The sequence below is a fragment of the Comamonas sp. FG99 genome (genome assembly GCF_057808605.1).
This window is the reverse complement of the sequence record NZ_JBMDII010000033.1, coordinates 41,147-58,195: the sequence shown is the minus strand read 5'-3', so window position 1 is coordinate 58,195 and position 17,049 is coordinate 41,147. Positions and strand designations below refer to the sequence as shown.

The 17,049-nt window shown below is 67.1% G+C and carries 16 protein-coding genes and 1 pseudogene; 13 read left to right on the top strand and 4 right to left on the bottom strand.

What is annotated here, in order from left to right; translation table 11 throughout:
- The 5 genes and pseudogenes from ACODRX_RS19815 to ACODRX_RS19795 all read left to right on the top strand — a co-directional run.
- Positions 1-95, top strand: a pseudogene (locus tag ACODRX_RS19815) (Asp/Glu racemase); the annotation flags it as partial.
- An 11-nt stretch (positions 96-106) separates the two neighbouring features.
- Complete coding sequence (locus ACODRX_RS19810; protein ID WP_488873251.1) at positions 107-952, top strand: alpha/beta fold hydrolase; 846 nt, start codon at positions 107-109, stop codon at positions 950-952.
- Positions 953-1,002: 50 nt separating this feature from the next.
- The gene (locus ACODRX_RS19805) at positions 1,003-2,076 is read left to right on the top strand and encodes a 2,5-dihydroxypyridine 5,6-dioxygenase NicX family protein (RefSeq protein ID WP_488873250.1); all 1,074 of its coding nucleotides are present in this window, start codon (positions 1,003-1,005) and stop codon (positions 2,074-2,076) included.
- Complete coding sequence (locus tag ACODRX_RS19800; protein ID WP_488873249.1) at positions 2,073-2,735, top strand: N-carbamoylsarcosine amidohydrolase; 663 nt, start codon at positions 2,073-2,075, stop codon at positions 2,733-2,735. The genes ACODRX_RS19805 and ACODRX_RS19800 overlap by 4 nt, the downstream gene beginning before the upstream one ends.
- A gap of 38 nt (positions 2,736-2,773) precedes the next feature.
- Positions 2,774-5,053: a xanthine dehydrogenase family protein molybdopterin-binding subunit gene (locus ACODRX_RS19795; RefSeq protein ID WP_488873248.1), complete on the top strand. Its 2,280-nt coding sequence runs from the start codon at positions 2,774-2,776 to the stop codon at positions 5,051-5,053.
- On the opposite strand, the gene ACODRX_RS19790 is transcribed toward ACODRX_RS19795, so the two are convergent.
- Positions 5,013-5,231 (bottom strand): NAD(P)H-dependent oxidoreductase subunit E, encoded by a 219-nt coding sequence (locus ACODRX_RS19790; RefSeq protein WP_488873247.1) that lies wholly within the window; start codon positions 5,229-5,231, stop codon positions 5,013-5,015. The two genes, ACODRX_RS19795 and ACODRX_RS19790, sit on opposite strands and share 41 nt — an antisense overlap.
- Before the next feature lie 489 nt (positions 5,232-5,720).
- On the opposite strand from ACODRX_RS19790, the gene ACODRX_RS19785 reads away from it, so the two are divergent.
- Positions 5,721-7,019: an AAA family ATPase gene (locus tag ACODRX_RS19785; protein ID WP_488873246.1), complete on the top strand. Its 1,299-nt coding sequence runs from the start codon at positions 5,721-5,723 to the stop codon at positions 7,017-7,019.
- Positions 7,016-7,738, top strand: coding sequence for a hypothetical protein (locus ACODRX_RS19780; protein WP_488873245.1), 723 nt, complete (start codon positions 7,016-7,018; stop codon positions 7,736-7,738). Before ACODRX_RS19785 ends, ACODRX_RS19780 begins: the two co-directional genes overlap by 4 nt.
- Positions 7,739-7,783: 45 nt before the next feature.
- Here the strand turns inward: ACODRX_RS19780 and ACODRX_RS19775 are convergent, their stop codons facing one another.
- Positions 7,784-8,743 carry a LysR family transcriptional regulator gene (locus ACODRX_RS19775; RefSeq protein ID WP_488873244.1) on the bottom strand — a complete coding sequence of 320 codons (960 nt, stop codon included), beginning with the start codon at positions 8,741-8,743 and terminating at the stop codon, positions 7,784-7,786.
- A gap of 19 nt (positions 8,744-8,762) precedes the next feature.
- On the bottom strand, positions 8,763-9,854 hold the full coding sequence (apbC, locus tag ACODRX_RS19770; protein ID WP_488873243.1) for an iron-sulfur cluster carrier protein ApbC: 1,092 nt from the start codon (positions 9,852-9,854) through the stop codon (positions 8,763-8,765).
- 97 nt (positions 9,855-9,951) lie between these two features.
- Between apbC and ACODRX_RS19765 the strand changes: the two genes are divergently transcribed.
- The 5 genes from ACODRX_RS19765 (at position 9,952) to ACODRX_RS19745 (ending at position 16,277) form a co-directional block, all read left to right on the top strand.
- The gene (locus ACODRX_RS19765) at positions 9,952-10,533 is read left to right on the top strand and encodes a restriction endonuclease (RefSeq protein WP_488873242.1); all 582 of its coding nucleotides are present in this window, start codon (positions 9,952-9,954) and stop codon (positions 10,531-10,533) included.
- A 46-nt stretch (positions 10,534-10,579) separates the two neighbouring features.
- The gene (locus ACODRX_RS19760) at positions 10,580-11,782 is read left to right on the top strand and encodes a patatin-like phospholipase family protein (protein ID WP_488873241.1); all 1,203 of its coding nucleotides are present in this window, start codon (positions 10,580-10,582) and stop codon (positions 11,780-11,782) included.
- Positions 11,783-11,941: 159 nt separating this feature from the next.
- Positions 11,942-14,005: a methionine--tRNA ligase gene (metG, locus tag ACODRX_RS19755; protein ID WP_488873240.1), complete on the top strand. Its 2,064-nt coding sequence runs from the start codon at positions 11,942-11,944 to the stop codon at positions 14,003-14,005.
- A 5-nt stretch (positions 14,006-14,010) separates the two neighbouring features.
- On the top strand, positions 14,011-14,289 hold the full coding sequence (locus tag ACODRX_RS19750) for a hypothetical protein (protein WP_488873239.1): 279 nt from the start codon (positions 14,011-14,013) through the stop codon (positions 14,287-14,289).
- A 290-nt stretch (positions 14,290-14,579) separates the two neighbouring features.
- Positions 14,580-16,277 (top strand): SulP family inorganic anion transporter, encoded by a 1,698-nt coding sequence (locus ACODRX_RS19745; protein ID WP_488873238.1) that lies wholly within the window; start codon positions 14,580-14,582, stop codon positions 16,275-16,277.
- Here ACODRX_RS19745 and bamE read toward each other — a convergent pair whose 3' ends face one another.
- Positions 16,278-16,772: an outer membrane protein assembly factor BamE domain-containing protein gene (bamE, locus tag ACODRX_RS19740; RefSeq protein ID WP_488873237.1), complete on the bottom strand. Its 495-nt coding sequence runs from the start codon at positions 16,770-16,772 to the stop codon at positions 16,278-16,280.
- Positions 16,773-16,817: 45 nt separating this feature from the next.
- Between bamE and ACODRX_RS19735 the strand changes: the two genes are divergently transcribed.
- Positions 16,818-17,024: a DUF3460 family protein gene (locus tag ACODRX_RS19735; RefSeq protein ID WP_488873236.1), complete on the top strand. Its 207-nt coding sequence runs from the start codon at positions 16,818-16,820 to the stop codon at positions 17,022-17,024.
- Positions 17,025-17,049 lie beyond the last annotated feature (25 nt).

Genomic DNA, 17,049 nt, shown 5'->3' with positions numbered 1-17,049 from the left:
GCATGCTGGACCACCTGGGGCTGGAGCCGGTGGTGCCGGGCGCGGGCGCGCTGCTGTCGGGCGCCTATCCCAACGGCCTGGCCACCAAGGCCTGAGGAGCGCCACCATGAGCACACCTGCCAGCACCACCAGCACCTTCCTCTACGGCGGCAACGTCCATGCCAACGGCATCCGCCAGCACTATCTGCGCTACGGCGGAACCGAGGGCGAACGCGCGCAGCGCGATGCCGTCATCCTGATTCCCGGCATCACCAGCCCCGCCGTGACCTGGGGCTTCGTGGCCGAACACCTGGGCCGCCAGTTCGACACCTATGTGCTGGACGTGCGCGGGCGCGGCCTGTCGTCCTCGGGCCCGGGCCTGGACTACGGCCTCGATGCCCAGGCCGCCGACGTGGCCGCCTTCGCCCAGGCGCTGGGCCTGCAGCGCTGGGCGCTGCTCGGCCACTCCATGGGCGGGCGCATTGCCGTGCGCGCAGCGCGCAGCCAGCCGGCCGGTCTCACGCGCCTGGTCATCGTCGATCCGCCGGTCTCCGGCCCTGGCCGCCGCGCCTACCCGGCCGCCCTGCCCTGGTATGTGGACTCCATCCGCCAGGCCACGCTGGGTATGGATGCCGAGGCCATGCGCGCCTTCTGCCCCACCTGGACCGAGGAGCAGCGCCAGTTGCGCGCCCAGTGGCTGCACACCTGCCACGAGCCGGCCATCGTGCAGAGCTTCGAGGACTTCGGCCGCGACGACATCCATGCCGACCTGCCGCGCATCCCGCACCCGCTGCTGCTGGTCACGGCCGAGCGCGGCGACGTGGTGCGCAGCGAGGACGTGGCCGAGTGGCAGGGCCTGGCGCCCCAGACCAAGCATGTGCGCGTGCCCCATGCCGGCCACATGATTCCCTGGGACAACGAGGCCGGCTTCTACGCCGCCCTGGGCGATTTCCTCGGAGCGCAGGTGGACTGAATGCCCGCCAGCCGCCTTTTTCCTTTCATCGCGACACCAAGGAGACTCACATGTCCGTCAGCGATATCGATCTGATCCACGCCTGGAAGCAGGTGCTCACGCTGTCCCGGCTCGAGGCCGGCCAGACCGTCACCGTGCTCACGGGCGCCGACACGCACCCGCAGACGCTGCGCTGCGCCATCGCCGCCTCCAGCGAAATGGGGGCGCGCGTCAACCGCCTGGACCTGCCGCCCGTCAATGCCGAAAAATCCCTGAGCCGCGACTCGCTGGCCTACCTGGGCACGACGCCGCTGACCGGCAACCCCGCCGCCATCGCCGCGCTCAAGGCCAGCGACCTGGTGCTGGACCTGATGACCCTGCTGTTCTCGCCCGAGCAGCACGAGATCCTGCAGACCGGCACCAAGATCCTGCTGGCCGTGGAGCCGCCCGAGGTACTGTGCCGCCTGGTGCCCACCGAGGGCGACCGCGCGCGTGTGCAGGCGGCATCCCGGCTCATCGAGGCCGCCAGCCAGATGCACATCACCTCGGCCGCGGGCACCGACCTGCGCTGCCGGCTGGGCAGCTTCCCGGCCATCTGCGAATACGGTTTCGTGGACCAGCCCGGCCGCTGGGACCACTGGCCCAGCGGCTTCGTGCTGACCTGGCCCGACGAGGGCGAGAGCAACGGCCGCGTGGTGCTGGACCGGGGCGACATCCTGCTGCCCATGAAGGACTACGTGACCGAGCCCATCGAACTCGTCATCGAGAAGGGCTACGTCACGCGCATCGGCGGCGGCCTGCAGGCCGACATCCTCAAGGAATACATGGCATCCTACGAGGACCCCGAGGCCTATGCCGTCTCGCACATCGGCTGGGGCCTGCAGCCGCGCGCCCACTGGTCCATGCTGGCCCACTACAACAAGGAAACCCACATCGGCATGGACGCCCGTGCCTTCGAGGGCAACTTCCTGTGGTCCATGGGCCCCAACAACGAGGCCGGCGGCAGCCGCACCACGGCCTGCCACATCGACATTCCCATGCGCCATTGCTCGGTGGCGCTGGACGGAACGCCCACCGTCATCGACGGCATGGTGCAGGATGAACAAGGACTGGCGCGCGCCAAGCGCCGAAAGGACATCGCATGACCACCACACAAAGCATCCCCACCGAGGGCGTGCAGGGCGACATCTCGGCCTACGCCCGCCAGGGCTTCGGCACGCCGCTGCCGCTGAAAGCACCCTTCGGCCTGCTCATCATCGACTTCGTCAACGGCTTTGCCGACCCGGCCGTGTTCGGTGGCGGCAACATCCCCGAGGCCATCAGCCAGACGCAGCACCTGCTGGCCCACGCACGCGAGCGCGGCTGGCCCGTGGCGCACAGCCGCATCGTGTTCTCGGACGACGATGCCGACAGCAACATCTTCTGCCTGAAGGTGCCAGGCATGCTGACGCTCAAGGAAGACAGCCACCACAGCGCCATCGTGCCCGAGCTGGCCCCGGCCGCCGGCGAATACGTGGTGCGCAAGAGCACGCCCTCGGCCTTCTTCGGCACCATGCTCGCGCCCTGGCTGGCCCAGCGCGGCGTGCAGACGCTGGTGGTGGCCGGCTGCGTGACCAGCGGCTGCGTGCGCGCCAGCGTGGTCGATGCCATGCAGTCGGGCTTTCGCCCGCTGGTGGTGGCCGACTGCTGCGGCGACCGCGCCCTGGGCCCGCACGAGGCCAACCTGTTCGACATGGCGCAGAAGTACGCGGCGGTGATGCCGCTGGCCCAGGCGATTGCCGACACGGACGCACTCGCGCGCTGAGCCGCCTACATAGCCGCCCCGCATGCGAACATAAGGCCATGAACCTGCCCCAGCCCCAAGCCCTGCACGCGCAGCTGCTCACGCACGCTGGCGCCCTGCTCGTGGTGCGCCAGCCCGTGGCGCCGCCGCGCCCCGCGCCCGGCCAGCCCGGCACGGCCACCGACTATGTGCAGTCCACGCCCGAAATCTTCGTGGCCCTGCTGGCCGACGAAGGCGCGCCGCAGGGCTGGCGCGCGCTGGCCTTCAACGGCCATGTGGACCTGGGCACGGGCATACGCACGGCGCTGGCGCAGATCGTGGCGGAAGAACTGGAAGTGCCTTTGGCGCGCCTGGACATGGTGCTGGGCCACACGGCCGCCGCGCCCAACCAGGGCCCCACCATCGCCAGCGCCAGCATCCAGATCTCGGCCGTGCCGCTGCGCCGCGCCGCCGCCCAGGCGCGGGAGCAGCTGCTGGCGCTGGCCGCGCAGCGATGGAGCGTGGCGGCGGACCGGCTCCAGGCACGCGAAGGCGTGGTGCGCTTTGCCGATGGCAGCGATGCCCGCGAACTCGGCTATGGCGATCTGCTGCGCGGCCAGCAGCTGCAGCTGACACTGGCCCCGCCCGATCAGGAAGTGAAACTCAAGCCCGCCAGCGAATACCGGCTGGTCGGCCGTGGCGCGGCGCGCGTGGACATTCCCGCCAAGGCCACGGGCGAACTGAGCTTTGTCCACGATGTGCGCGTGCCCGGCATGCGCCATGGCCGGGTCATCCGCCCGCCGCACCCGGGCCGCGACGGCGGCGGCTTCATCGGCCGCTGCCTGGTGGCCGTGGACCGTGAGTCCGTGGCCCACCTGCCCGGCAAGGTACAGGTCGTCGTGGAAGGCGACTTCATCGGCGTGGTCGCCGACCGCGAGGAGCAGGCCATTGCCGCCATGCGCGCGCTGCGCGTGCAATGGCAGGCCGTACCGCCTGCGCCGAACCTGTCCGACCTTGCCTCGGCCATTCGCGCGAACCCGGCCGTGCACCGCCCGCTGGTGGATCAGGGCGATGTGGACGGCGCCTTCGCCGGCGCCGCCACCGAGCTGCGCCGCAGCTATGTCTGGCCCTACCAGATGCATGCCTCCATCGGCCCGTCCTGCGCCGTGGCCGATTTCAGCCAGGGCCGTCTCAAGCTCTGGGCCGGCACGCAAAACCCCCACATGCTGCGCACCGACCTGGACCGCCTGCTGCAACTGGGCGAGGAGCGCATCGAGATCGTGCGCCTGGAGGCGGCCGGCTGCTATGGCCGCAACTGCGCCGACGATGTCTGCGCCGACGCCGCCCTGCTGTCCATGGCCGTGGGCGCGCCCGTGCGCGTGCAGCTCACGCGCGAGCAGGAGCACCAGTGGGAGCCCAAGGGCACGGCCCAGCTCATGGATGTGAGCGCGGCCATCGACGCCAGTGGCGAGCTGCTGGCCTATGACTTTGCCGTGCGCTACCCCTCCAACGATGCGCCGCTGCTGGCCCTGCTGCTCACGGGCCGCATCCCCGGCGAGCCGCGCACGCTGGAGATGGGCGACCGCACGGCCGTGCCGCCCTACCGCTATGCCAGCCAGCGCATCACCTGCCACGACATGGCGCCCATCGTGCGCTCGTCCTGGCTGCGCGGCGTCTCGGCCCTGCCCAATTCCTTCGCCCACGACTGCATGATCGACGAGCTGGCCCATGCGGCCGGCGCCGATCCCGTGGACTACCGTGTTCGTCATCTGGACGACCCGCGCGCCGTCGAGCTGATCGAGGCCACGGCACGCCACGCAGGCTGGCAGCCAAATCAAGCAGGAAGCCGGGGCCGCCCCGGCGCAGACGGCCTGCTGCACGGGCGCGGCGTGGCCTATGCGCGCTATGTGCACAGCCGATTCCCCGGCTTCGGCGCAGCCTGGGCCGCCTGGGTCATCGACATCACCGTGGACCCCGCCAGCGGCCGCATCACGGTGCGCCGCGTGGTGGTGGGCCAGGACACGGGCATGGTGGTCAACCCCGACGGCGTGCGCCACCAGCTCCACGGCAATGTCATACAGACCTTGAGCCGCAGCCTGGTGGAGAAGGTCGCCTTCAACCACCAGGGCGTGGCCAGCCGCGAATGGGGCAGCTACCCCATCATCGGCTTCCGCGACCTGCCGCCCATCGAGGTGGTGCTGATGCCGCGCCAGGACGAGCCCCCCATGGGCGCGGGCGAATCGGCCTCGGTGCCCGGCCCGGCCGCGCTGGCCAATGCCCTGTTCGATGCCACGGGCCGGCGCTTCTACGCCGCGCCGTTCACGCCGGATGTGGTGCGCGCTGCGCTGCGGGCGCCGTGACCCGCGCTCTGCGCTGCAGCACATGCAGTCCCGCCTGCATGGTGCGGAAATGCGGATAGCAGGGGAGAGCACCATGTACCTCGGCGCGCGAGAGGTTCAGCGCGTTGGCGATGCGCGGCTCCGCGACCTCGGGGATATGGCCCAGCCTGTCCTGCAGCGCGTGCAGCAATTCGATCAAAGGGGTCCGGGCCTATAGCGTGCAGCACAATGGCCTGGCACACCGCTTCGGCCTGGCGGATATCCAGGGCCGTGCAATCCATCAATGGATTGCCGCAATACAGCCACCAAACCATGGCAACTTGATCTCCAATGCATATACTGAATATACAAGTTGAAAGGTATATTTCATGCTGTGCATCTGCGTCGTCAAAGGCCGCAACTCACGGATAGACAACATCTTGGCATTGCGATCCATGTGAAGCAATTCCTGGCCAGCCTGCCGGCGATTTGTACCTCATCCATGGCCGCCGGTGCGCGGAGCGCACAAGCAGGCCAGAAGTGATTGGAACTGAGTGTAGCTGCCATGCCGTATCTGCTCCATTACAACGTTTGCAGCCATCCCGCCCGGCGCCAGTGCGGCAGGTGCCGTTCTGATTTTTCGCGTGCCATGCACCCTGCTGAAGAAGTGTGAAGCACGAAACTCTCAATACAGCCATGGAGCCAACCCATGAGACTTACGCAACTGAAGGTACAGAATTTTTGCTGCTTTGAACAGGCGACTTTTGATTTCTCGCCTCAATTCAATCTCTACGCTGGCGTCAATGGCAGCGGCAAATCATCTCTGCTGAAGGCTGTTGCTGCCAGCTTGGCCACGCCTCTCAATGCTCTTGGCCAGGGCGTTGTTTGGCTGCATGAACAAGAGGCCAATGCTAGGCTGGCTTTGGTGGAATTGAAAGGTCGCGTGCGATACGAACGTTGCTATCCGGTGCGCCTGGAGGCAACCGGAAAAGTCAATGGTGAACTACGTGAGTGGTGGATGGAGCAGTCGGGCCCAGGGAACATGCAAAACCACTGGGAACACACCATATATTCCGCTTTGACGGATACAGTTGCAAGCGTTGCCCAAGGCGGGGCGGGTATCTTGCCCGTCGTGGTGTTTTACACCGCTGAACGCCAATGGAAGCTGGTGGGCGTGGACGCAGATGCCGCCGTACGCCAACAGGATTCACGGCTGGCCGGATACGCCGCCTGGGAAAACGCGGCATTGGATATGAAGGGATTGGAAAGTTGGGTGGTTGCCAAGTCGCTCGAGCGGTTGGAAGCTACGGCCCATGCCGGCCAAGCGTCCAGCGCTGCCCCACTAGATGAACTGGATTTGGTCAATCGGGCGGTAGTGGAGGCTGTGCCCGGCGCCAAAGGCTTGCGCTATGACATTAAATACCGCCGCCTGGTGCTCGACTGGAAAAACACTAAACCGTCCCCTTTCGAGACGCTGAGCGATGGACAACGCAGCATGGTTGCTTTGGTAGTTGATATTGCACGGCGCATGTGCTTGCTGAACCCACAGCTGGATGACGCCGTGTTGTCGAAGACGCCAGGCATCGTGCTGATTGATGAGCTGGACATGCACTTACACCCTGCATGGCAGCGACATCTACCGGGCCTGTTGAAAAAGGTTTTCCCAAGTGTGCAATTCATTGCCGCCAGTCACTCGCCACAAATCATCGGTGAATTGAAGGCATCTGAAGTCTGGCTCATGCGTGATTCCAAGATTCTCGGAAACCCAGAGCGCGCGTTGGGCTTGAGCAGCAGCGAAGTGCTGGAGGAATTGATGGAGGGTAAGGCCCGCAATGTGGAGGTTGCGTCCCAACTCGACGCCATTCGCGCCTTGCTCGATCAGGATGACATCGTTAGTGCCCAAAGTAAGCTGGCGGAACTGCGCCAAAAGGTAGGTGATATTCCCGATGTACTTGAACTGCAAGCAGCTGTCCACAGCTTGCAATGGCTCGAGGATGACCAGGTATGAAAGCCATCCTCAAGGGGAAGCAGCCAGAGGCACTGATTCGCTGGAGGGCCGAGAACGTGGCGTCACCTCAAAACCTGACCTACAGCGGTGGCGGCTTTCCAGGTGAGGCTGTGCGTAAGAGTCTGTTGGCTGAACAGTTTCATTTGTGCGCCTATACGATGCGGCAACTTCCAACAGCGGCGCATTGCCAAGCACAGAATTCAGACACACGGGCATCTTGCCATATTGAGCACATCTTGCCGCAGTGCCGCCAAGTGGCTGGCGAGGACATTGACTACCAGAACATGCTGGCCTGCTACCCGTCCAGCCAGGCCAAGACAGTGTGTAAATTTGGCGCCCACGCAAAGGCAGACTTTGACCCCAGCACAGGCGGATTCGTGTCACCGCTGGCGCCCAATGCACAAGACCACTTCCTATTGGATGAGCGCGGCCGCGTCCATGGCCTTACGACAGATGGCGTTTCTACTGCTAAGATTTTGAATCTGAACCATCCTGCCTTGATCGACGACCGTGCTGCGGTCATCCGTGGCTCGTTGCAGCCAAAGGGGAAGAAGCTAACGGCACAAGCAGCTCGCCGTCTAGCTCTGCAGGTACTGAAACCCGACGGACAGCTACGTTTACCAGCCTACTGCATAGCCGTTGCGCAAGCCGCTTTGCAACATGCCGAACGCGAAGAACGCAGAACCGCCAGGATGAAGAAAAAAGGAGATCGCGCATAACCACCTCCAGTGGTACAGGTCGCCTGCTCAAGCCCTCTTCCCAAGCTAACCCGCCAGCGCTCCCGCATGCCGCAGGCACTGCGCACGCCACTCGGCGTCCTCCTGCAACCGCAGCGCGGCCTGCAGCGCGCGTGTGGGCGCCACGCCCTGCTGGGCCATGAAGCCTATGGGCGTGACCAGCTCGGGCGAGCGCAGCGGCCGGGCCACCAGGCCCGGCATATGGCGCACCGTGGCCACCATGGCGCCGGGCAGCACGGTGGCCATGCCATCACCGCCTTCGGCCACGGCCATCACCAGGGTCAGCACCGAGTTGGTTTCCAGGGCGGGCTGCACCGCCGCCTGCACCGCGGCGAAGGCCTCGTCGATCACCGTGCGGTTGTGCATGTCGGGCGTGAGCAGGCACAGCGGCATGGCCGCCACCTCGCGCCAGGCCATGTCGGCGCCAAAGGCGAAAGGCCGGCCCTTGCCCTGCCCATCGCGGCACTCGCGGCGCAGCAGGTAATAGTGCTCCTGGTACTGGGGCCAGGACTGCAGGCGCGGGCCGCGCGCCGGCATGCGCTCGCTGTAGCCCAGGGCCAGGTCCAGCGACAGGTCTTCGAGCCCGCTCTCGATCTCGGCCGAGCTCATGGACAGCACCACGGGCGTGATGCCCGGGTGCCGCCCGCGCAGCAGGGCCGCGAAGCGCGTGAGCATGGGCATGGCGGTGGGCACGGCCGCCATGCGCAGCCGGCCCTTGAGCCGGCCGGCGCTGGCGCTCAGGTCCTGGCGCAGGCCTTCCTCGGCGCGCAGCATCGCCAGCGCGGTGGCCAGCACCTGCTCGCCCTCGGGCGTGAAGCCCGCGAACGCGCGGCCCCGGCGCACGATGACCGTGCCGAACTCCTCTTCCAGCGCGCGCAGCGCATTGGACAGCGCGGGCTGGGTGATATGGCAGGCCAGCGCCGCGCGGCCAAAGTGGCGGTGCTCGTTGAGCGCCGCCAGGTAGCGCAGCGAGGTCAGCAGGTTCATGCCCGGGGCGCCGCCAGGATCAGGTGTCCTGGCTGACGGTGATCGTCGGGAACTTGCTCGTGAAGTCCTTGGCCTTGAGCGCCACCTTCACGGCCACCTCGCGCGCCACGCGCTTGTAGATCTGCGCGGCCTCGCTGTCGGGCTCGGCCACCACGGTGGGCGTGCCGCTGTCGGCCTGCTCGCGGATCGCCAGCGACAGCGGCAGCGAGCCCAGGTAGTCCATCCGGTATTCCTCGGCCATGCGCTTGCCGCCGCCGGCGCCGAAGATGTGCTCCACATGGCCACACTGGCTGCACACGTGCACCGCCATGTTCTCGACGATACCCAGCACGGGCACGCCGACCTTCTCGAACATCTTGATGCCCTTCTTCGCGTCCAGCAGCGCGATGTCCTGCGGCGTGGTGACGATCACCGCGCCGGTGATGGGCACCCGCTGCGACAGCGTGAGCTGGATGTCGCCGGTGCCGGGCGGCATGTCCACCAGCAGGTAGTCCAGCTCCTGCCAGTTAGTCTGGCGCAGCATCTGCTCCAGCGCCTGCGTGGCCATGGGGCCGCGCCAGATCATGGCCTGGTCGGGCTCCACCAGCAGGCCGATGGACATCACCTGCAGGCCATGGCTGAGGACCGGCTCCATCGACTTGCCGTCGCTGCTCTCGGGCTTGTGGTTGGCGCCCAGCATCATGGGCTGGCTGGGGCCGTAGATGTCGGCATCCAGCACGCCCACGCGGGCGCCTTCGGCCGCCAGCGCCAGCGCCAGGTTGGCGCAGGTGGTGCTCTTGCCCACGCCACCCTTGCCCGAGGCCACCGCGATGATGTTCTTCACGCCCGGCAGCAGCTGCACGCCGCGCTGCACCGCGTGGGCCGCCACCTTGGTATGGATGGAGACCGACACGTTGTGCACGCCGTCCACCGTGCGCGCGGCGGCCACCAGCTGGCTGCGCAGCTGCGGCTCCAGGCTGCGGGCCGGGTAGCCCAGCTCCACGTCGAAGGAGACGTCGCCGCCGGCGATCTGCATGTTGCGCACGGCGCGCGTGCTCACGAAATCCTTGCCCGTGTGCGGGTCTTGTACGCTTGCCAGCGCGGCCAGCACGCTCTGTTCTGTCACTGCCATTCGATAACACTCCTGTGGGTGGAATAGTCTAGCGCCGCCATGTAGCCCCTGCGAAGCAACGACAATCGGGGGTTGTTCTCGCCAGCCCCGTCCGCCCGTGAAATTCAGAATCCCCCCCAACTCGCTCTTCGCCATCCTGCTGCGCTCCGCCTGGTGGATCAGCTTCGCCATCGCCGGCGCGATCATCGCGGTGTGCCTGGCGCTGCTGCCCAAGGACATCAAGATCGTCAGCGCCATGGGCAGCCTGCCCTTCATCGTGACCGGTGTGGTCGCGCTCAGGCGCCAGTGGCGCGAGCCCAGCGCGGCGCGCACCGAGCAGCTGCTGGCCGAGGCCGCGGCGCTGGGCAGCCGCGAATTCGGCCAGCGGCTGGCCGCCGCCTGGCGCGCCGAGGGCTACGAGGTGCAAGCCCTGGGCCAGGCCGCCACAGCGGGCGCGGACTGGGCGCTCACCCGGCAGGGCAGCACCACCTGGGTGCTGACCCGGCGCTACAAGGCCGGCACGCACGGCATCGAGCCGCTGCGCGCGCTGCAGCGGGCGGCGCAGGCCGCCGATGCCGGCAGCGCCTATGTGCTGCTGCAAGGCTCGCTGAGCGAGCAGGCCGAGCAGTTCGCCCGGCAGCAGGGCATCGTGCTGCTGCAGGACAAGGCGCTGGCGATGCTGCTGGCCAAGGCGGCCTAAGCCGCCCCTCATCCAGTTTCGCCCAAGTTCGGCTATTGTTGCGGCTATGGATTCGCTGCCGCACCACCATCCGACCACCGCGCGTACCGCCATCGTGCTCTCGGGCGGCGGCGCCCGCGCCGCCTACCAGGTGGGGGTGCTGCAGGCGCTGTCGCGGCTGCGCCGGGATGCCGGCGCGGGGCACCAGCCCACGCCGTTTCCCATTGCGGTGGGCACCTCGGCGGGCGCGATCAATGCCGCGGCGCTGGCCTGCGGCGCCGACCATTTCGGCACCGCGGTGCAGCGCCTGTCCAAGGTGTGGCGCAATTTCTCCACCCAGCAGGTCTACCGCGCCGATCCGTTCGGCGTGATGCGCAGCGGCGCGCGCTGGCTCACGCTGCTCACGCTGGGCTGGGCAATCACCCGCTGGCGCCGCACCCAGCCGCGTTCGCTGCTCGACAATGCGCCGCTGCACGAGCTGCTGCGCGAGGCGCTGCCGCTGGACAAGATCCCGCAGCTGCTGCACAGCGGCCAGCTGGCGGCGCTGGCGGTGACCGCGTCGAGCTACACCACCGGCGAGCACATCACCTTCTACGAGACCGGCCCGCACCTGCACCCCTGGTCGCGCTCGCAGCGCCGCGCGGTACAAGACCGCATCCGGCACGAGCACCTGATCGCCTCGTCGTCGATACCGTTCATCTTCCCGCCGACCGAGCTTTCCATCCATGGCGAGTTCGGCTACTTTGGCGACGGCGCGATGCGCCAGACCGCGCCGCTGGCGCCCGCGGTGCACCTGGGCGCGGAGCGCATCGTGGTCGTGGGCGTGGGCCGCTCGCACGAGATCAGCGCCTTGCCGCCGGGGCAGCGCGCGCCCTACCCTTCGCTGGCCCAGGTGGCGGGGCATGCGCTGTCCACCATCTTCCTGGATGCGCTGTCGGTGGACATAGAGCGCGCCCAGCGCATCAACCACACGCTGTCGCTGTTCACGCCCGAGCAGCAGCAGCGCAGCGCCCTGCACCCGGTGGACCTGCTGGTGTTCACCCCGTCGCGCTCGCTGGACCAGCTGGCGCTCAAGCACCTGAACGAGCTGCCGCTGCCGGTGCGCACCATGCTGGGCGCCGCCGGCGTGTCGGAGCACGGCAGCGCCAGCAGCGCCGCGCTGGCCAGCTACCTGCTGTTCGAGCCCGGCTATACCCGCGCGCTGATGGCGCTGGGCCGCGCGGATACGCTGGCGCGCAAGGACGAGGTGTGCCGCTTCTTCGGCTGGTGAACGCCGTGCGCGCCAGTTGTGCGCCAGCCACGCATGCCGCCCAGCCCGGCGGATATTGCAACCCGTTCTAGAATCACCGTTTCGCGGCGGCTCGGTGCCTGGTTCACCCCGGCCGCCCCACTCCAGCCGATTTCGCGCTTGCCTCGACCCTAGCCACCCATGTCCCAACGCCAGCTTTTCGTCACCACCGCGCTGCCATATGCCAATGGCAACTTCCACATCGGCCACATCCTCGAATACATCCAGGCCGACACCTGGGTGCGTTTCCAGCGCATGCAGGGCCATGTGGTGAACTTCGTGGGCGCGGACGACGCCCACGGCGCGCCGATCATGATCGCCGCCGAGAAGGCCGGCAAGACGCCGCAGCAGTTCGTGGCCGACATCGCCGCCGGGCGGCCGCAGTACCTCAAGGGCTTTCACATCGAGTTCGACAACTGGAGCAACACCGACAGCCCCGAGAACCACGAGCTGTCCAAGCAGATCTACCTCGATCTGAAGGCCGCCGGCCTGATCGAGACCCGCTCGATCGAGCAGTTCTTCGACCCCGAGAAGAACATGTTCCTGCCCGACCGCTTCATCAAGGGCGAATGCCCCAAGTGCCACGCCAAGGACCAGTACGGCGACAACTGCGAGGTCTGCGGCGCGGTGTATGCGCCCACCGAGCTGATCAACCCCTACTCGGCGCTGTCCGGCGCCAAGCCGGTGCTCAAGTCGTCGGAGCATTTCTTCTTCACGCTGTCCGATCCGCGCTGCGTGGAGTTCCTGCAGGAGTGGACGCAGAACGGCGAGCACGTGCAGCCCGAGGTGGCCAACAAGGTCAAGGAATGGTTCAGCGTGCGCACCAACCCCGACGGCACGACCAGCGAGGGCCTGGGCGACTGGGACATCTCGCGCGATGCGCCGTATTTCGGCATCGAGATTCCCGATGCGCCGGGCAAGTACTTCTACGTGTGGCTGGACGCGCCCATCGGCTACCTGGCCTCGCTGAAGAACCTGCTGGACAGGCGCGGCGAGGACTATGCCGCCTACATGGCCCGGCCCGACCTGGAGCAGTACCACTTCATCGGCAAGGACATCGTCACTTTCCACACGCTGTTCTGGCCGGCGATGCTCAAGTTCAGCGGCCGCAAGACGCCGACCCGGGTCTGCGTGCACGGCCACCTGACGGTGAACGGCGAGAAGATGAGCAAGAGCCGCGGCACGGGCCTTGATCCGCTCAAGTACCTGAGCCTGCAGATGAACCCCGAATGGCTGCGCTACTACCTGGCGGCCAAGCTCAACGGCAGGAACGAGGACATCGACTTCAACGCCGACGACTTCCTGCAGCGCGTGAACGCCGACCTGGTGGGCAAGTACATCAACATCGCCAGCCGCGCGGCGGGCTTCATCGCCAAGCGCTTCGAGGGCAGGCTCGGCACCATCAGTGCCGACGGGCAGACGCTGCTGCAGCATTTGCGCGGCCAGGGCGGCGCCATCGCCGACGCCTTCGAGGCGCGCGACACCGCCCGCGTGGTGCGCGAGGTGATGCTGCTGTGCGACCGCGTGAACGCCTATGTGGATGCCAACAAGCCCTGGGAGCTGGCCAAGCAGGAGGGCATGGATGCGCGCCTGCAGGACGTGTGCAGCACCTGCATCGAGGCCTTCCGCATCCTCACCCTCTACCTCAAGCCGGTGCTGCCGGCGCTGGCCGCGCAGGTGGAAGCCTTCCTGAAGGTGCCGCCGCAAAGCCTGGCCGATGCCCAGCAGCCGCTGGGCGCGGGCCACGCCATCGGCAAGTACGAGCACCTGATGCAGCGCGTCGATGCCAAGCAGCTCGAAGCCCTGTTCGAGGCCCCCGAGCCCGTGGCCGAGAAGGTCCTGCCCGGTGGCGAGGAGATTGCCGAAACCATCGGCATCGACGACTTCGCCAAGGTGGACCTGCGCATCGCCAAGATCGTGGAATGCGAGCCGGTCGAGGGTTCGACCAAGCTGCTGCGCCTGACGCTGGACGTGGGCGAAGGCAAGACACGCAATGTATTCAGCGGCATCGCCAGCATGTACCGGCCCGAGCAACTGAAAGGCAAGCTCACCGTGCTGGTGGCCAACCTCGCCCCGCGCAAGATGAAGTTCGGCGTGAGCGAAGGCATGGTGCTGGCCGCCAGCCATGCCGACGAGAAGGCCCAGCCCGGCATCTATGTGCTGGAGCCCTTCCCGGGTGCGCAGCCGGGCATGCGCATCCACTGATCCTGATGGCGCCCTCCTCCGTCCGCAAGCCTCTGCGCCTCCTGGCCGCAGGGGCTTTTTTCTGCGCGCTGCCGGGCTGCACGGTCGTCAGCGTCACGGCCGCGGCGGTGGGGGTAGCCGCCGATGTGGCGGTGGGCACGGTCAAGGTTGTCGGCAAGGGCGTGGGCAAGGCCTATGACGCCGTGACCGATGACAAGCCGGACAACAGCGGCATCTCCATCAAATACCGCGAAAGCGATCCCAACCATCCCTGGACGCCGCCCGAGCCGGCGCAAGAGCCTTGAAGGCAGCCAGGCATCGGCCTATAAATACATAGCTGCCAGCGCCGATATACAGGGGGTTTCAGATATATTTATATCTAAAACAACCATGTACAGTATGCAATAAGCTCCCTTTTTGATAGCCTGCATAGGCAGTGCGGCATATGCGGTGTACACTGCCCGGGCCATGCCACACGCGCCCATCCTGCCGCTGTCGCGCCGCAGGCGTTTCATCACCCGGCTGCACCATTGCGGCCCTCCGGCGAAGCACTGAATCCGTCCGAAGGCGTTTCAGTTTCACTTCTCCGGAGTCGATGGTGGACACCCTTTTCTCCTTTCGCCCGCGCCTGTTCGCGGCGCTACGCGGCTACGATCACACCCGCTTCCTGCAAGACCTGGGTGCCGGCCTCACCGTGGCGGTGGTCGCCCTGCCGCTGGCCATGGCCTTCGCCATCGCCTCGGGCCTCAAGCCCGAGGCGGGCCTGTTCACCGCCATCATCGCCGGCTTTGTGATCGCGCTGCTCGGCGGCAGCCGGGTGCAGATCGGCGGGCCGGCCGGCGCCTTCATCGTCATCGTCTACGACATCGTGCAGCAGTACGGCGTGGCCAACCTGATCATCGCCACCGCGCTGTCGGGCGTGCTGCTGTTCGCGATGGGCCTGTTCCGGCTGGGCACGCTGGTGCGCTTCATACCGGTGTCGGTCATCATCGGCTTCACCAACGGCATCGCGGTGCTGATCGCGCTGTCGCAGGTCAAGGACTTCCTGGGCCTCTCTATTGCCAAGATGCCGGGCGATTTCTTCGGCATCCTGGGCGCGCTGGGCAGCCATCTGTCCACGCTCAACCCCTGGGCCGCCGGCGTGGCCCTGGCCTCGCTGGCATTGGTGGTGGGCTGGCAGCACTGGCTGCCGGCATGGGGCCGCAGGCATGGCGGCGCAGAGCACTGGGCCATCCGGCTGGCGCGCGTGCCCGGCTCCATCGTCGCGCTGGTGCTGGCCACCGCGGCGGTGGCCGTGTTCGGGCTGCCGCTGGAGACCATAGGCAGCCGCTTCGGCGGCATACCGGCGGCACTGCCCGATTTGACGCTGCCGGCCTTCAGTTGGGAGTCGGCCCGCTTTCTGCTGATGCCCACCATCACGCTGGCGCTGCTGGGCGCCATCGAATCGCTGCTGTGCGCCCGCGTGGCCGACGGCATGATCGGCGACCGGCACGACCCCAACCAGGAGCTGATGGCGCAGGGCATCGCCAACTTCATCACACCCTTCTTCGGCGGCATGCCCGCCACCGGCACCATCGCGCGCACGGTGACCAATGTGAAAAGCGGCGCCACCAGCCCGGTCGCGGGCATGGTGCATGCGCTGGTGCTGCTGCTGGTGATTCTGGTGGCGGCGCCGCTGGCGGCCTCGATACCGCTGGCCACGCTGGCCGCCATCCTGATGTTCGTGGCCTGGAACATGGGCGAATGGCGCGAGTTCGCGCGGCTCAGGACCTACCGGCTGCCCTACCGCATCACGCTGGTGTCGGTGTTCCTGCTGACGGTGATCTTCGACCTGACGATCGCGGTGGAGTTCGGCATCTTCGCCGCCTGCGTGACCTTCATCTACCGCATCTCCAGCCTCTCGCGCGCCGAGCGCATCACCGCCGCCGAGCAGCCGGTGCTGGCCGGCCAGGAGGCGCAGGTGGCCGTCTGGCAGCTGTATGGCGCGGTATTCTTCGGCTCCACCAAGCTGCTGGAGTCGCTGGAAGACCGCCTGCCCGCCCGCGCCCTGGTGCTGGACCTGAAGCACGTGATCTACGTGGACTCGACCGGCGCCGAGGCGCTCGAAGGCCTGAGCCGGGTCTGCGACGCGCACCAGGTGCGGCTCGTCATCTCGGGCCTGAGCGGACAGCCGCTCGACATCGCGCGCCGCACCGGCCTGTACGCAAGGCTGCAGGCCGAGCTGCAGCCCGACGTGGCCAGCGCCTGCGCCGCCGCGGTGGCGGCCGCGCAGGCGGATCGCAGCGATGCGTGATCAGTGGTTCGACATGGGCTGGGTGCTGCCCTTGCGCACCACCTTGCCCTGGGCATCGAACACCACGGTGAAGAGCATCTTGGTGTTGGGCGGATCAATGTAGTTCCAGTCCCATTCGGCCTCGTTCTTGAGCGGGTAGCTCATGCGCTTGGCGGGCTGGCCCAGCAGCTTGCGGATCTGCTGCTGGTCCATGCCGGGCGCCACCTGCGCGAAGTACTCGGGCGCCAGCACCTGGCGCAGCCGGCTCATCTTGCCGTCCTTGCCGATGGTGATCATGTAGTTCTGCGCGCCGGCCGGCTGGCGGGTGTACTCCAGCGTATGCGAGCCATCGCCCTCGTCCCAGACCTGGTTGGGCTGGCCGAAGCGGTCGCGCACATCCTGCTCGGTGGAGACGAATTCCTCCAGCTCCTTGATGCGCTGCTGGTCGCAGCCAGCCAGAAACAGCAGCCCGGCGGCAGCCACAGCGGTCAATGCAAGCTTGGAAACAAAGGACATGGTAGGAATCGTTAAAATCACGGCCAAATCCAACTATACCTGCCTATGTCCTTCTTCCGCCGCCCCGACTACCAATCCGATGTAACGCAATTCATCAACCAGATGAAGGAGCAAAAGCCCACCGTGGAAGCCGGCCAGCGCTATGGCCGTTCGCTGCTGTGGGACAAGAACGTTGACCGCGACCTGCAGGGCGAATTCCGCGCCGCCCGCGTGCCGCAAAAGCCCTACGTCTACCAGACCGGCAACGAATAACGCCCCGGCGCTTGCCAGGCAAGCG

Excerpts from the sequence above, each read along its gene's own strand:
- ACODRX_RS19785 (WP_488873246.1), top strand. The coding sequence starts at position 5,721 with ATGAGACTTACGCAACTGAAGGTACAGAATTTTTGCTGCTTTGAACAG.
- metG (WP_488873240.1), top strand. The coding sequence starts at position 11,942 with ATGTCCCAACGCCAGCTTTTCGTCACCACCGCGCTGCCATATGCCAAT.
- ACODRX_RS19810 (WP_488873251.1), top strand. The coding sequence starts at position 107 with ATGAGCACACCTGCCAGCACCACCAGCACCTTCCTCTACGGCGGCAAC.
- ACODRX_RS19760 (WP_488873241.1), top strand. The coding sequence starts at position 10,580 with ATGGATTCGCTGCCGCACCACCATCCGACCACCGCGCGTACCGCCATC.
- ACODRX_RS19800 (WP_488873249.1), top strand. The coding sequence starts at position 2,073 with ATGACCACCACACAAAGCATCCCCACCGAGGGCGTGCAGGGCGACATC.
- ACODRX_RS19805 (WP_488873250.1), top strand. The coding sequence starts at position 1,003 with ATGTCCGTCAGCGATATCGATCTGATCCACGCCTGGAAGCAGGTGCTC.
- bamE (WP_488873237.1), bottom strand. The coding sequence starts at position 16,772 with ATGTCCTTTGTTTCCAAGCTTGCATTGACCGCTGTGGCTGCCGCCGGG.
- ACODRX_RS19780 (WP_488873245.1), top strand. The coding sequence starts at position 7,016 with ATGAAAGCCATCCTCAAGGGGAAGCAGCCAGAGGCACTGATTCGCTGG.
- ACODRX_RS19795 (WP_488873248.1), top strand. The coding sequence starts at position 2,774 with ATGAACCTGCCCCAGCCCCAAGCCCTGCACGCGCAGCTGCTCACGCAC.
- ACODRX_RS19745 (WP_488873238.1), top strand. The coding sequence starts at position 14,580 with ATGGTGGACACCCTTTTCTCCTTTCGCCCGCGCCTGTTCGCGGCGCTA.
- ACODRX_RS19775 (WP_488873244.1), bottom strand. The coding sequence starts at position 8,743 with ATGAACCTGCTGACCTCGCTGCGCTACCTGGCGGCGCTCAACGAGCAC.
- ACODRX_RS19735 (WP_488873236.1), top strand. The coding sequence starts at position 16,818 with ATGTCCTTCTTCCGCCGCCCCGACTACCAATCCGATGTAACGCAATTC.
- ACODRX_RS19750 (WP_488873239.1), top strand. The coding sequence starts at position 14,011 with ATGGCGCCCTCCTCCGTCCGCAAGCCTCTGCGCCTCCTGGCCGCAGGG.
- apbC (WP_488873243.1), bottom strand. The coding sequence starts at position 9,854 with ATGGCAGTGACAGAACAGAGCGTGCTGGCCGCGCTGGCAAGCGTACAA.